Genomic DNA, 14,052 nt, shown 5'->3' with positions numbered 1-14,052 from the left:
ATGACCGCACAAGAGATTATCGAACGCTTGAACCTGCAACGGCATCCCGAAGGTGGTTGGTACGCCGAGACATGGCGCGCCGAAAACGAAGGTCGCCCCACCGGCACCTGCATCTACTTCCTGTTGCAGAAAGGCGAAAGCAGCCACTGGCACCGCGTCGATGCAACCGAGATCTGGCTGTACCATGCCGGTGCACCGCTTGTCCTGTCGCTCAGTTCAACCGACCAAGGCCCCGCCACCGAACATGTGCTGACACCTGATCTTTCCTCTGGCGCACCACAATTGATCGTCCCACAAGGCCATTGGCAAGCCGCCCGCAGCACGGGTGATTACACGCTGGTCAGTTGTACGGTCTCGCCCGGTTTCCAGTTCGAGGGGTTCGAACTGGCCGCAACGGGCTTCGATATCCCCAAGGCGTGAGTGTTCACATAACAATCTCTGAAAAGGTGAGTTTACAGACGGTTGCCCATTGATCATGCTGTACACGCAGCCACAGGCGACGGAGTAACGAGTAAGAATGAAGCAGGTCCTGCTGACTGTCTTGTTCTTGTGTCAAAGCGCGGCATTCGCCAGCGCAGAGCCCGCTTGCGCCGAGGCCCGTCTTGCATCCGATCTGACCGGGCCAGAGCTGATCGGGGAAGAAACGGTTGAAGATGCTGACGCGACCGTGACAGTCGATCCTGCGGTGCTGGTTTCCAGGCGTCCTGCCCTGCGACCCTGCAAGTTTCGGCAATTCGAAGTCGGCCGTGAACGAATGCAGGCGCGGGGCGCCGTGTGCGGCGACTGGACCATTCTGGGCGAAACACGCAAGCCCGTCGCCGGAAAGGCCCGCGGATGCGGGATCACGAACCCGGTTCGGGTTTACAAAATATCTGATATCGCACTCAGCCAATTCTCATTAATGGACTGCCAGACAGCGGTCACGCTGAAAACGTGGATCGAAAACACGGCCAAGCCAGCCTTTGCCGATATGGGCGGCGGGCTGAAGGGGATGCGGATCGTTGGCCACTATGCCTGCAAGACCCAGAACAACCAGCCGCGTTCACGCATCTCGGAACATGCGCGCGGAAGGGCGATCGACATATCGACCTTTGTTCTAAAGGACGGAACACAGATCACGGTCCGGGACGGATGGAACAACGCGCAAGGCGCTGTCTTGCGAGAGTTGCACGAAGGCGCCTGCGGCATATTCGGAACCGTGCTTGGCCCGGACGCCGACCGCTATCACGTCGGGCATTTCCATTTTGACACGGCCCGCCGCAAGGGCGCTCCGGTGTGTCGATGAACCTTCGGGTTGCGCCTCTATTTGTCGCTTCGGCTTTTGATCAACAAATTGATCAGCGGCACCAGCAGCGTCGCTGCCGATCCCAAAGGGTTCGATCCAATGCTCTTAACCGCCTGCACGACCTCTTTGGCCTCTGCGGTCATCTCCTCCAATTCGTCTTCAATATCTGCTATGGCCATATCGCGCACCTCGACGGCCGGTGCGACTTCGTCGTCGATATTTCGGCGTCTTGCAATCAGCACCATAAGCCCGGCGAAAACGATGTTTCCAAAGGCCAACAGCGCCGCCGCCGATGCTGGTGACATCGAGCTTTGAAACGCCAAGAACATGGAAACATTCAAAAGCACTACCGCCGACAATGCCGCGATGCCCGCGATGCCCATCAGTATGGTCTGTTGCTGCACCACCCCAAGACGGCGGCGCGCAATCAAACGTTCGGTCCGATAGATCGTAACCAGGTTCTTGCTCAGTCTGCTCATACCCTGCCTCCTAGCCCTGCGCGCGCCCGACGACGTACCCAAGCGAAAACGCAATCAGCAACGCCGTGATCGGATAGTCTTTCTGAAGCCGACCGAACTCCTCGACAACGTCATGCCCCAAGGACTGAACCTGGCTCAGGTCGATCCCGTGGTCTTCCAGCAGCTGCCGGATTTCATCCGACGATTTGGTGCCCTCAGGCGGATCTTCGGAACCCGTTTCCTTTTCGGTCTGCGCCTCCAACGTCGCATTCCGCTTTCGCAACTTCTCCAACTCGGCCTCAAGCTCTGCCTTGGTCGCCATACTGCCATGCCCCTGATCCATCGGTCTGGGCAATCGTCGCACAAAGAGTTGTTTTTTTGAACTGTTTTCCGGATCGGGTTATCCGACCGGGTCCATCGACACCGTACTGACGACCCCGCCACCAACAAGCGCCTTTACGCCGGTGGTTCCGGGACAAGAGGTCGGCAACCCCCGCGCGACGCGCACCGCCAGATAGGCAAACGCCTGCGCCTCAAGCATGTCGCCGTCCAGCCCCACCGCCTCAACCGGTTCGACCGGGCAATCCAGCGACACGCGCAACATCTCCATCAGCACCGGGTTGCGCCTGCCGCCCCCGGTGACCAACACACAGGACGGAGGTTTCGGACAGTGCTCCATCCCCTGCACCACAGCTGCGGCGCACATACCGGTCAGAGTCGCCACCGCGTCAGCGTCATTGAGCTCCTTGACCAAACCGATCATTTCCGAAAAATCGTTCCGGTCCAGGGATTTCGGCGGCATGCGGGAAAAATACGGCTCGGCCAGAAACAGCTCCAGCGCGCCCATTTCCACCGTTCCATCGCGCGCAAGCGCCCCGTCACGGTCCATCGGAAGCCCCAGCCGGGCCTGCATCAGATCATCGACCGGCGCATTGGCCGGGCCTGTATCAAAGGCCAGCAACGCTCCGGGCGCTTCGGGGCCTTCGAACGCCGGATCCACATAGGTCAGGTTGCCGACCCCGCCCAGGTTCAGGAAACATAGCGGCCGGTCCGCACCGAACCATTTGGCACAGGCGAAATGAAAGAAGGGCGCAAGCGGAGCCCCCTCGCCCCCCATCGCCACATCGTCGCTGCGGAAATCCCAGACCACCGGGCGCCCAAGGGCCTGCGTCAGCCCCAGCCCGTCACCGACCTGCAAGGTCCCGCGCCCGCGCGGCTCATGCGACAGCGTCTGTCCGTGAAAACCGATCAGATCCACATCCTCGAACTCGGACAGTGCTTCGGCATGGGCGATTGTCACCATCTCTGCCGCCGCATCGACCTGGGGTCCGTGCCACTGGCCCATTGCTGCCCGCAACACGTCGCGTTCCGCATCCGAATACGCGCGGTATCCACTTTCCCCAAACCCGTAAATCGAATGCCCGTCGGTTTCCACCACCGCGGCATCAACCCCGTCCATGGATGTGCCGGACATTGCGCCCAAAGCCCGGAGCTTTCCGTATTTCGCGATGGTCTGGCCCAAGCCTGCCTCCTGAATTGGCTGTGTCTTTCGCCGCCTCCGGGTCCGGAATTTCACCTTTGGGTTGCAGCCCGGTCAACGTGCCTTCTGTTGGGGCGAAAAGGCAAGCGTTCCGGACCGGCCCGGCAATTTTTTTCTCAGCGCGCGTGTCTGGATCGACACCCTCGACCGCACCCCGCGCCCGAGGTGAAAAGGTGGCTTTTCCTCCCACGCGCTGCCGCCTATACAGTGCCCCGCAACATTAACCCAAAGGGCACGATATGACCTACCACCCCAAATCGGATTTCATCGCCACGATGATCGAGCGCGGCTTTCTCGCCGACTGCACCGATTATCAGGGCCTTGACGACGCGCTGATCAGTGGGTGCAAACCGGCCTATATCGGCTTTGATGCAACGGCCAAGTCGTTGCATGTGGGCAGCCTGATCCAGATCATGATGCTGCGCTGGTTCCAGAAAACCGGCCACCAGCCGATCACCCTGATGGGCGGCGGTACCACCAAGGTGGGCGATCCATCCTTCCGCGCCGATGAACGCCCGCTGCTGGGACCCGAACAGATCGACGAAAACATCGCGGGCATCAAAAAGGTGTTCTCGGCTTATGTCGACTATGACACAGAGGCCGAGAACAAAGCGTTGATGCTGAACAATGCCGAGTGGCTGGACGACCTGAACTACCTCGATTTCCTGCGCGACATCGGGCGTCATTTCTCGGTCAACCGGATGCTGAGCTTTGAATCGGTGAAATCCCGACTGGACCGTGAACAATCACTGTCCTTTCTCGAATTCAACTACATGATTCTACAGGCCTATGACTTCCTTGAGCTGAACCGACGCTATGGCTGCTTGCTTCAGATGGGCGGCAGCGACCAGTGGGGCAATATCGTCAACGGGATCGACCTGACCCGCCGCGTGCTGGATCACGAGATCTATGGACTGACCTCGCCCCTGCTGACCACCAGCGACGGCAAGAAAATGGGTAAATCTCAGGACGGCGCGGTTTGGCTGAACGCAGACATGCGCTCGCCCTACGAGTTCTGGCAGTTCTGGCGCAATACCACCGACGCTGATGTTGGGCGGTTCCTGAAGCTTTACACCGAAATGCCGGTGGACGAGTGCGATCGTCTGGGCGCGCTGCAAGGATCCGAGATCAACGAGGCCAAGATCCGTCTTGCCAACGAGGTGACGACTCTGGCCCATGGTGCGCAGGCCGCGGCGAACGCCGAAGCCACCGCGCGCGAAGTCTTCGAAAAGGGTGGCGTGGGCGGGGATCTTCCGACTCTGACCCTCAGCGAGGCCGAACTGGGTGACGGCATGTCCATCGTGCAGATCATCGTCAAATCCGGCCTCGCCAAATCCGGCAAAGAGGCCAAGCGCCTGATCGCCGAAAACGGTGCCAAGCTGGACGACGCGCCGCTGACCGATGCCGGGCTGATGATCGACGCAAACGCCCTGTCTTCGCCGATCAAGCTGAGCGCAGGCAAAAAGCGCCACGCGCTGGTTCAACTGGGCTGACCCGGCAAGGTTGAAAGACACGAAACTGCAACGGCCACCCAAACGGGTGGCCGTTTTCATTCGGTAAGCCGTGCTTATCTGCGTTCTTTTCCGCCGCCACGACCGGGCCGGTCGCCACTTTCGTCATTGTTGGCGTTATGACCGCGGCCCGGGCTGCTGCCTTCACCGCCATTGCCATGGCCGTTGTTGCCCTTGCCACCACCTTTACCCTTGCCGCCTTTACCTTCGCCTTTGCCTTCACCGCCACCGGATTCACCTCCGCCACCGGATTCACCTCCGCCGCCGGACTCACCTCCACCGCCGGATTCACCTCCGCCGCCAGATTCACCGCCGCCACCGGACTCACCTCCGCCACCGGACTCACCTCCGCCGCCAGATTCACCGCTACCACCAGATTCACCGCCGCCACCGGATTCACCACCGCCACCGGTTTCACCGCCGCCGCCGGACTGGCCGCCACCATTGTTTTCGCTTTCTTCAGACGCACCGCCGGGGCCACTGTCACCGCCTCCGACAGCTCCACCAGCATCGGCGAATCCAGACCCACCGGGTTCAGAGCCGCGGCTTTCACCCCGGTTTTCCGCTGAACCAGACAGGTTTGCCGTCGGCAAATCCGTCAGCAACGCGGCCAGCCCCGGGCATTGCGCCCCGGTTACACTCAAGGTTGTTTCAAAGTCGGCCCGCTTTTGAAGCCTGTCCAGAAAACTCGGGGTTACCTGCACACAATCGCACAACCCGGCATAGTCCCCCGCGTTGGCAAGAGTCCGAGCCGTTTTCCAGTTGCAGGTTTCCGGTGCGGCAACAGCATCGCCAACCATCACCATTCCAATAATAGGCACAGCGACAACTGCACCCAGCATGTGTTTCGTACTTATTACCATAACAGATCCTCCTGGCGGAAAAACACACAAAGGCGCCGCGTTCTTCGCTCACGAACAGGCGCGTTTTCGTGAAGTCGGCATTAAGTATTGTTGAGGATCGGCCGAAACATCGGGGCCAAGGACCTTACCCGCCAACCAGGATCCTGCTTTCTCAAATTTGTGGACACTGACCCCAAAATGCAGTTATTGAACAAGTGTTCATATCCTTGGGAGGAGTTCACCATGCACCTGTCCACCACTGCCGCCCTCATCACCGGAGGCGCATCCGGTCTGGGCGAAGCCACGGCACGCCACTTCGCCTCGGAAGGCGCGCAGGTCACCATTCTGGATCGTGATGCGGATCGCGGCGCACAGGTCGCCGCTGAGATTGGCGGGCATTTCGTGCAGACGGATGTGACCGACGAAGAGTCGGTGGCCGCAGCCGTGCGCCATGGCATGGACAAGATGGGCAAGATCACGGCCACGGTGAGTTGCGCCGGTATCGCCTATGGTATCAAGACTGTCGGCAAGGATGGCCCTCACCCTCTGGATGCTTTCCAGCGTACGATCGACATCAATCTGGTTGGCACCTTCAACGTGTCCCGGCTGGCCGCTGTCGAAATGGCAAAAAATGAACCCGAACCAGATGGGGCACGCGGGGTGATCATCAACACCGCCTCGATCGCTGCGTTTGACGGGCAAAAGGGTCAGGCGGCCTATGCGGCCTCGAAAGGCGGTGTCGTGGGCATGACGCTGCCGATGGCCCGCGACCTGGCCTCGACCGGCATTCGCGTCATGACCATCGCGCCGGGCATTTTCATGACCCCGATGCTGGCGGGCCTGCCCGAAGAGGTGCAACAACAGCTTGCCGCCGACGTCCCGAACCCCGCCCGCCTTGGCGATCCGCAAGAATACGGAAGACTGGCCGGCTTCATCGTCGAGATGGGCTATCTGAACGGTGAGGTCATCCGCATCGACGGTGCCCTGCGTATGCGCTAAACCGGGGCTCATGACCGAGCGGCAGAAAATGGAAGCGGGTGAGTGGTACTGCTGCCTTGACCCGGAACTGGATGCGCTTCGCGCCGAAGCGCGCCGGGCCGTTCATGCCCATAACACATGCCCGCCGGATGCCCGTGGGACCATTGCGCCGGAACTGGCAGCGCTTTTTGCGGGAGTTGGACGGGATTGCTTTCTCGAGGCTCCGTTTCACTGTGCCTACGGAATAAACCTGTCGTTGGGAGACCGCGTGTTTTTCAACGCAGGCTGTGTCGTGCTCGACACCGCGCCGGTGACGATTGGGAATGACACGATGCTTGGACCTGCGGTGCAAATCTATTGCGCCGAACACGCGAAAGATCCTGCCTTGCGCGCGCGGGGGCTCGAAGTCGCCCACCCGGTCAGGATCGGCGAAAACGTCTGGATCGGCGGGGCCGCGATCATCATGCCGGGCGTTACGATCGGCGACAATGCCATCATCGGAGCCGGCAGTGTGGTGACAAAAGACGTTACCCCCGGCGAGACCGTCGTTGGAAACCCTGCCCGGCCTATACGCGCCCACCGATAACCCTGCTCTTCCCCCAATCCGCCAGGGCCTTGTTCACGAGGCGCAGCGCCTGTTTTTTTTGATCAAGCCGCGCCGGGTCAACGTGTCCCCAAGGGGCGCGCGCCCGGGCAAGGTGGATTTCGACTGCGCCGAACTCGAAAGAGACATCGCCTATGCCGAAGAAGAATGCACCCAAAACGACCCGCATGTGGTTGCGGCACATCCCGGTGTCGTTGCCTTCCATGCAATTTGGAACAGCCGCGAACCGTCGCAGACGCATTTGAAGGCGCTTCACCTCACCACTTGAATAAATGTGCTCGACGGGGTCGCAGCCGAAGCAAGCTGAACGAATTGACTCGGATCCGCTGATCCAGTCCCCGGCAAAACCGAAGCAACAGGCGAACTCCGGTTTTTAAGCAGCTTTTTCCACGCCGTCTGATAAGGCGGGCGCAGTTGGCGTCTACTCAGCCTGGGCTTTCTCTTCCAGTGTCAGCCATTCCTCTTCGGCCGCCGACAACTTGTCTTGCCGTTCGACAAGCGCCTCGGTCGCTTTCTGGAACTTGACCGGCTCGCGGGTAAACAGCTCGGGGTCGGACATCAGTTCTTCGAGCTTTGCAATCTCGGCCTCCAGCCGTTCTATCTCGGCCGGCAGCTTTTCCAGCCGGTGCTTTTCGGAAAAGGACAATCCCGACCTGGCTTTTGCCTCCTGCTTCACCTTCGGCTTGTAAAGCTTTGTTTTGCTGCCTTTTTTCTCAGGAACTTCGCCCCGCTGCGCAATATAGTCGGACCAGCCGCCGGCATAGACGGTCGCCCGCCCGTTGCCTTCCATTGCGATGGTCGTCGTTGCAACGCGGTCCAGAAAATCCCGGTCGTGGCTGACCAGCAGAACCGTACCGTCGTAGTCGTCCAACAACTCCTGCAACAGATCCAGCGTTTCGACATCCAGATCGTTGGTCGGTTCGTCAAGTACCAGAAGATTGGAAGATTTTGCCATCAACTTGGCCAGCAGCAACCGTGCCTTTTCCCCACCCGACAAGGATTTGACAGCCGCTCTTGCCTGCCGCTCGTCAAACAAGAATTCCTTGAGATAGCCCACGACATGTTTGGGCTGCCCGCCAACCATCACCTGATCGGCCTTGCCGGAAACCCGCATGTCCGGGTCGCCGGTCAGGCTGTCCCACAAGCTCATCTCGGGGTCCAGTTGCGCCCGGGACTGATCGAACACCGCGACCTCAAGATTGGTACCCAGCGACACCGAACCTTTGTCCGGCGCCACCTGCCCCAGAAGCATCTTCAGCAAGGTCGTCTTGCCGACCCCGTTCGGCCCGACAAAGGCCACACGATCACCGCGCTGCACCAGCAGATCAAAATTCCGAACGATCTGCTTGTCGCCGAACCCTTTGGCCAGCCCTTTGGCCTCGATCACCTTGCGGCCCGATTTTGGCCCGGCCTCCAGCGTCATCGCAGCGGAACCCTGACGCTTGATCTGTGCCGCCTTTTCGGCCCGCAGCGCCTGTAGGGCCCGCACCCGGCCCTGATTGCGTTTGCGCCGCGCGCTGATACCCTCGACCGCCCATTTGGCCTCGGACTTGATCAGACGGTTCAGCTTGTGGCGCTGCTGGTCTTCTTCTTCCCAGATCTTGTCCCGCCAGGCTTCGAACGCGTCAAACCCTTGCTCCTGCCGTCGGACAGCGCCCCGATCAATCCACAGTGTCGCCCGCGTCAGTGCCCGCAAAAAGGCCCGGTCGTGCGAGATCAACACAAACGCCGCTCGGGTCGACCCAAGCTCGCGCTCCAGCCACGCGATGGCTTCGATATCCAGATGGTTGGTCGGTTCGTCCAGCAGCATCAGATCCGGTGCCTCGGCCATCAGCTTGGCCAATGCCGCCCGCCGCCGCTCACCACCCGAAGCAGTCTCAACTGGGCGCGCAGGATCGAATTTCAGCCCCGCACCCGCCCGTTCAACCTTGTAGAGCTCACCCGGCTCCAACCCGCTCGACGCATAGTCGCCCAGGGTGGCAAACCCCTCCATCGTCGGGTCCTGCTCCATATAGCCTACGGATTTTCCGGGCGGCACGACAATTTCACCGCGGTCAGCTTCGACAAGGCCGGCCATCACTTTCATCAGCGTGGATTTGCCCGACCCGTTGCGCCCAACCAGCGCCACGCGGTCACCGGGCTGTACCACCAGATCCAGTTCGGAAAACACCGGTTCGCCCCCGAAAGTCAGGGATATGCCGGACATCTGCAACAAAGGAATTCTCGCCATGCCCGCCAGCTAAACCGGCGGCCACACTGCGTCAACGCCCTGTCTTCACCTTTTCGGAAATACTCATCTTAACCGGCCAATGCCCGCAACAGGCGTTTTCGGGCCGGAGGGATCGCCCCGATTTCAAGCCCTGTGAACACGTGCAACGTGTTCATGTGGCGATCCACAACCGCGTGGTCACTCACCCACCCCCCCATCATCAGATAGGTTCGCAACAGGGGCGGCATGCGCGACATTGCCTTTTTCGCATCCGGCCGGCGCCGCAGACGTGCGGCAAAACGGAACACGTCCGGAGCCTTGACCTGCGGCAACCACCGTTTCGGGGCCAGGTGGCGATGTTTGAGCATCGCAAAGGCATCAAGGTATCGCCCGGTTTCCGTCCCGGCAAAGGACGAACATCCAAACAGCATCTGGACATCGTGTTGATCGACATAGGACGTCATTGCACCCCAGGCGACACGCAGAATGTCGGGATCGTTCAGGCCCGGATGAACACAAAACCTGCCCATCTCGACCATGCGGCCACTGAACCCTTCCAACGAGCTCAGGTCGTAGAACTGTGCTGAATAGCTGCGCCCGATTTCACCGCCATGTTCCATTGTCAGCATCCGAAAGCAGCAGACCAACTGCCCGGCGGATCGCATATCTTCGACCAGGACATGGCTGCATTGCGTGTCGAAATCGTCAATGTCCGGTTGCCGGGTGCCGAATGCCAATGTCCGCAGGCTTTGTGCGGCCCTGATATCCTCGGCCGATTCCGCCAGACGGGCGTGATAGCGCCCTTTGCTCAACATAACTGCCGCCGCCACGGTCGCGTCCTCCATGGGTGCCGACCCACGAGTGTCGGCACGACACCGTTAACACAAGACATGTGACCGCCTTGTGACCAACGCAAGGTTCCGCCGCGATCAGTTGGCGCCAGGAATATTGGCCGGGTTGAAGTTGCCGATATTGCCCAACAGCTGACGCAGGAAGCCTTTGTCCTGAACGTTGGAATCGGTCACCCGGCGTTCAAGCGGAATCACGATGCCGTCTTCCAGGCCAAAACGCTCGATGTTTCTGACGACTCCACGCTGATCAAAACTGATGGCGACCAGTTCGCGCGCCACCACTTCGGGCCGTTTCGGGCCGTAATGGCGCACCCGCGAGCGGACATAGTAATAGCCCGAATCCCGCACGACCCCGGACGCACCCGGTGCGCCGATGGCTTCTTCCACGCTGTCGCGCGTATCGACGCCCACTTTGATTTCGGCCAGTTCCTCGGCCGGAGGCACATAGCCGTGATTCTTGTAGATCGGCGTACAGGCCCCGGCCGCAGCCAGACAGGCAACAAACACAAGCGATTTCGTCGCTGGTTTCAACCGGTTCACTACCTTCAACATGCACACCCTCTTGCCTTGGCCTCTTGCGGCTTCTATCCGATTACAGAAACCGCTGCCACGGTTCAACACATAGAAAGGCTCACGAATGGGCAACGTTACATCATTTCGGGTGGCTGACCTGCCCCAGAACGCCCCGACACCCTTTGAACTGCGCCCCGCAAGCGCCGCATTGGATGAGATCAGGCAGGGTCTGGGGCTGCTGGGGCTGCGCAAACTCAGCTTTTCCGGCGAGCTTCGCGCACAAGGCAAGCGCGACTGGGTTCTCAACGGCAAACTCGGTGCAACCGTGATCCAACCCTGTGTCGTGACGCTCGAGCCGGTCACGACCCGGATCGACATTCCCGTGCACCGCACCTTTCTGGCCGATTGGACCGACCCGGATCAGCCCGAGTTCGAAATTCCCCAGGATGACGAATCCGAGCCCTTGGGCCCGGAAATCGACCCCGCATTGGTGATGGTCGAGGCGCTGTCGCTGGCTCTTCCGCAATACCCGCGCAAGGAGGGGGCGGAACTGGGTCAGGCAGACTATACCGAACCCGGAAAACAGGCGATGACCGATGAAAACGCCAAACCTTTCGCCGGATTGGCGGGATTGCGCGATACGCTCAAAAAAGACGAGTGACAGAGCGCAGATTTCCTGTCATAGCAGGCGGTCAGAAAAATCGCTTGAACATACCGAGAATCGCAGTATTTTCGCGCGCTCATCGGATTTTGGGTTGGACATTGCGGGGCCCGTCGCCTAAACGCGCGTCAAACCACGATAAACGAACTACGAAACCCGGGTCGGCAGCGATTCTGCGACCCCTAGTCAGACAAAGGTTGAGACCATGGCCGTCCAACAGAACAAAGTTTCCAAGTCGCGTCGCAACAACCGCCGCGCACACGACGCTCTGGTTGCTGCAAACCCGAACGAATGCCCGAACTGCGGCGAGCTGAAGCGCCCGCACCACGTATGCGCATCCTGCGGCCACTATGATGATCGCGAAGTCGTCGCTCAGGCCGATGAAATCGATCTGGACGAAGACGCAGCCTAAGCCTGATCGAGCGCAGACCAAGGCATGACTGAACAGCCCACGCACGCCGGACGGATAACCATCTCGGTCGACGCTATGGGTGGGGACGCAGGTCCCTCGGTCGTTGTTGCCGGTCTTGCGAAATCGGCCGACAAGAACCCGGATATCAGGTTCTTGCTGCACGGGCCCGAACAGGTATTGCGCAAGCTTGTCGCCAAACGGCGTGTCCTTGAGGGGCGCGTCGTTTTTCGTGATTGCTCGGGCGTGGTCACGATGGAGGACAAGCCCAGTCAGGTCGTGCGCAACGGCAAAGAGACCTCGATGTGGTCCACGCTGGAAGCAGTACGCCAGGGCGAAGCCCATGGCGCGGTGTCCTGCGGCAATACCGGCGCGCTGATGGCCCTGTCGATGATGCGCCTGCGCAAACTGCCGGGCGTGAACCGGCCGGCCATCGCGATACTGTGGCCCTCGCGCAACCCTCAGGGGTTCAACGTGATGCTGGATGTCGGCGCAGATGTGCGCGCCGACGCCAAGGATTTGCTGCAATACGCCCTGATGGGCGCCTCTTATGCGCGCAACGGTTTGGCCCTGAACCGCCCTCGGATCGGGCTGCTGAATGTCGGCACCGAAGAACACAAGGGGCGCGCCGAACTGAAAGAGGCGCACTCGATGATCGCGGGCTTCGCGGAACAGGCGAATTTCGATTTCGTGGGTTTCGTCGAAGGCAGCGACATCCCCGGTGACAAGGCGGATGTCATTGTAACCGATGGCTTTACCGGCAATGTCGCGATCAAGACCGGCGAAGGCACGGCAAGCCTGATCGGTGACCTGCTGCGGCAGGCGTTCAAATACTCTCCCTTATCCCGATTGGCCTCGATTCTGGCCATCACGTCGCTGAACCGTTTGAAGAAACGGATCGACCCGCGACGCGTGAATGGTGGCGTGTTTCTGGGGCTGAACGGCACCGTGGTGAAATCCCACGGCGGCGCTGACGCAACAGGCGTGTCAGCTGCGATCAAACTGGCCTTCACCCTGGCGCAGTCCGGCTTTTCCGAAAAATTGGCTGCGCGGGTTGCATCCACTGCCCAGCTTGCACAAGATGCCGCGCAATCAGCGCCGCAAACAGATAAATAACAAAAAAGGCAGTACCGGAAAATGGCAGGCCGTTCAGTTGTAGTAGGTGTCGGGCATTATTTGCCTGAACGCGTTGTTCCCAATTCCGAGTTTGAAAAAACCCTGGACACGAGCGACGAATGGATAAAGACCCGCTCGGGGATCGAACGCCGCCATTTTGCTGCCGAGGACGAGACGACATCCGATCTGGCCACCAATGCCGCCCAGGCCGCGCTGGCCGACGCGGGCCTGACGGCGGATGATATTGACGCAATCGTACTGGCGACTTCAACGGCGGATCTGACCTTTCCTTCGGCTGCCACCATGGTTCAGGCACGGCTGGGCATGACCAAGGGTTTTGCCTTTGACGTGCAGGCTGTTTGCGCCGGATTCGTTTTTGCACTGTCCAACGCGAATGCGCTGATTGTTTCCGGTCAGGCCAAACGCGTGCTGGTGATCGGGGCCGAGACTTTCTCACGGATCATGGATTGGACCGATCGGTCCACCTGCGTTCTTTTCGGCGATGGCGCCGGTGCAGTGGTGCTGGAGGCCCAAAAGGGCACAGGCACCGCCGAGGACCGCGGTATTCTGGCAACCGACCTGAATTCGGACGGGCGCTACAAGGATCTTCTCTATGTCGATGGCGGTGTTTCGACCCAATCCACCGGGCATCTGCGTATGCAGGGCAATCAGGTTTTCCGTCATGCCGTTGAAAAGCTTACAAAAACAGCGGAAACAGCGTTGGAACGAGCGGGGCTGAGCAGTTCGGACGTTGATTGGATCGTGCCGCATCAGGCCAACATCCGTATCATTCAGGGCACCGCCAAGAAAATGAACCTGCCGATGGAAAACGTGGTTGTGACCGTTCAGGATCACGGAAACACGTCGGCCGCATCCATCCCATTGGCCCTGTCCGTGGGCAAGCAGCGCGGACAGATCAAGCCGGGTGATCTGATCGTGACCGAAGCCATTGGCGGCGGTCTGGCCTGGGGCGCGGTGGTTCTGCGCTGGTAACCGGCGCAAACCGGCTTACACAGCCGCCCGCAATTCATTGATATTGACAGCGAATTTGCCATACCCATATGCTTCAATAGCA

17 protein-coding genes are annotated in these 14,052 nt (G+C 60.1%); 10 read left to right on the top strand and 7 right to left on the bottom strand.

From position 1 onward, the window contains the following. Together GOW60_RS02950 and GOW60_RS02945 are read left to right on the top strand one after the other, a co-directional pair. Positions 1-420, top strand: coding sequence for a cupin domain-containing protein (locus GOW60_RS02950; RefSeq protein WP_152458219.1), 420 nt, complete (start codon positions 1-3; stop codon positions 418-420). 97 nt (positions 421-517) lie between these two features. Then, positions 518-1,285, top strand: coding sequence for an extensin family protein (locus tag GOW60_RS02945; protein WP_171228163.1), 768 nt, complete (start codon positions 518-520; stop codon positions 1,283-1,285). A 17-nt stretch (positions 1,286-1,302) separates the two neighbouring features. Here the strand turns inward: GOW60_RS02945 and GOW60_RS02940 are convergent, their stop codons facing one another. Genes GOW60_RS02940 through GOW60_RS02930 form a run of 3 tightly spaced genes read right to left on the bottom strand, consistent with a single transcriptional unit; the run spans position 1,303 to position 3,217 of the window. Beyond that, positions 1,303-1,764 (bottom strand): hypothetical protein, encoded by a 462-nt coding sequence (locus tag GOW60_RS02940; protein WP_152458221.1) that lies wholly within the window; start codon positions 1,762-1,764, stop codon positions 1,303-1,305. Between the two features lie 10 nt (positions 1,765-1,774). Further along, on the bottom strand, positions 1,775-2,098 hold the full coding sequence (locus GOW60_RS02935) for a hypothetical protein (RefSeq protein WP_171228162.1): 324 nt from the start codon (positions 2,096-2,098) through the stop codon (positions 1,775-1,777). Positions 2,099-2,143: 45 nt separating this feature from the next. Beyond that, positions 2,144-3,217: an anhydro-N-acetylmuramic acid kinase gene (locus GOW60_RS02930; protein ID WP_371813326.1), complete on the bottom strand. Its 1,074-nt coding sequence runs from the start codon at positions 3,215-3,217 to the stop codon at positions 2,144-2,146. Positions 3,218-3,522: 305 nt separating this feature from the next. Here GOW60_RS02930 and tyrS point away from each other — a divergent pair, with 305 nt between their 5' ends. Next, on the top strand, positions 3,523-4,776 hold the full coding sequence (gene tyrS / locus GOW60_RS02925) for a tyrosine--tRNA ligase (RefSeq protein ID WP_171228160.1): 1,254 nt from the start codon (positions 3,523-3,525) through the stop codon (positions 4,774-4,776). A 74-nt stretch (positions 4,777-4,850) separates the two neighbouring features. Here the strand turns inward: tyrS and GOW60_RS02920 are convergent, their stop codons facing one another. Then, entirely contained in the window at positions 4,851-5,657 is an 807-nt protein-coding gene (locus tag GOW60_RS02920) for a hypothetical protein (protein ID WP_171228159.1), read from the bottom strand. A gap of 222 nt (positions 5,658-5,879) precedes the next feature. Here GOW60_RS02920 and GOW60_RS02915 point away from each other — a divergent pair, with 222 nt between their 5' ends. The 3 genes from GOW60_RS02915 to GOW60_RS02905 are packed head-to-tail and all read left to right on the top strand — an operon-like array spanning position 5,880 to position 7,486. Beyond that, positions 5,880-6,635, top strand: a complete 756-nt coding sequence (locus GOW60_RS02915) for a 3-hydroxyacyl-CoA dehydrogenase (protein WP_171228158.1) — start codon at positions 5,880-5,882, stop codon at positions 6,633-6,635. Positions 6,636-6,645: 10 nt separating this feature from the next. After that, on the top strand, positions 6,646-7,200 hold the full coding sequence (locus GOW60_RS02910) for a sugar O-acetyltransferase (RefSeq protein WP_171228157.1): 555 nt from the start codon (positions 6,646-6,648) through the stop codon (positions 7,198-7,200). Beyond that, positions 7,163-7,486: a hypothetical protein gene (locus tag GOW60_RS02905; RefSeq protein ID WP_171228156.1), complete on the top strand. Its 324-nt coding sequence runs from the start codon at positions 7,163-7,165 to the stop codon at positions 7,484-7,486. Before GOW60_RS02910 ends, GOW60_RS02905 begins: the two co-directional genes overlap by 38 nt. Positions 7,487-7,639: 153 nt before the next feature. Here the strand turns inward: GOW60_RS02905 and GOW60_RS02900 are convergent, their stop codons facing one another. The 3 genes from GOW60_RS02900 to GOW60_RS02890 all read right to left on the bottom strand — a co-directional run bounded on the left by GOW60_RS02900 (position 7,640) and on the right by GOW60_RS02890 (position 10,830). Then, the gene (locus GOW60_RS02900) at positions 7,640-9,448 is read right to left on the bottom strand and encodes an ABC-F family ATP-binding cassette domain-containing protein (RefSeq protein WP_254443816.1); all 1,809 of its coding nucleotides are present in this window, start codon (positions 9,446-9,448) and stop codon (positions 7,640-7,642) included. Between the two features lie 68 nt (positions 9,449-9,516). After that, on the bottom strand, positions 9,517-10,272 hold the full coding sequence (locus tag GOW60_RS02895; protein WP_171228155.1) for a GNAT family N-acetyltransferase: 756 nt from the start codon (positions 10,270-10,272) through the stop codon (positions 9,517-9,519). 84 nt (positions 10,273-10,356) lie between these two features. Continuing rightward, positions 10,357-10,830 carry an outer membrane protein assembly factor BamE gene (locus tag GOW60_RS02890; RefSeq protein ID WP_171167760.1) on the bottom strand — a complete coding sequence of 158 codons (474 nt, stop codon included), beginning with the start codon at positions 10,828-10,830 and terminating at the stop codon, positions 10,357-10,359. Between the two features lie 85 nt (positions 10,831-10,915). On the opposite strand from GOW60_RS02890, the gene GOW60_RS02885 reads away from it, so the two are divergent. The 4 genes from GOW60_RS02885 to GOW60_RS02870 all read left to right on the top strand — a co-directional run bounded on the left by GOW60_RS02885 (position 10,916) and on the right by GOW60_RS02870 (position 13,970). Continuing rightward, positions 10,916-11,452: a DUF177 domain-containing protein gene (locus GOW60_RS02885; RefSeq protein ID WP_171228154.1), complete on the top strand. Its 537-nt coding sequence runs from the start codon at positions 10,916-10,918 to the stop codon at positions 11,450-11,452. Between the two features lie 205 nt (positions 11,453-11,657). After that, the gene (gene rpmF, locus GOW60_RS02880) at positions 11,658-11,864 is read left to right on the top strand and encodes a 50S ribosomal protein L32 (protein ID WP_008756996.1); all 207 of its coding nucleotides are present in this window, start codon (positions 11,658-11,660) and stop codon (positions 11,862-11,864) included. Between the two features lie 24 nt (positions 11,865-11,888). Then, positions 11,889-12,977: a phosphate acyltransferase PlsX gene (plsX, locus tag GOW60_RS02875; RefSeq protein ID WP_171228153.1), complete on the top strand. Its 1,089-nt coding sequence runs from the start codon at positions 11,889-11,891 to the stop codon at positions 12,975-12,977. Positions 12,978-12,998: 21 nt separating this feature from the next. Then, entirely contained in the window at positions 12,999-13,970 is a 972-nt protein-coding gene (locus tag GOW60_RS02870) for a beta-ketoacyl-ACP synthase III (RefSeq protein ID WP_171228152.1), read from the top strand. The last annotated feature ends 82 nt before the right edge of the window (positions 13,971-14,052 follow it).

The organism is Ruegeria sp. HKCCA4008, from assembly GCF_013033125.1.
Lineage (GTDB): Bacteria > Pseudomonadota > Alphaproteobacteria > Rhodobacterales > Rhodobacteraceae > Ruegeria.
Note: the sequence above shows the minus strand (reverse complement) of the source record. Positions and strands in the feature narration are given on the sequence as shown.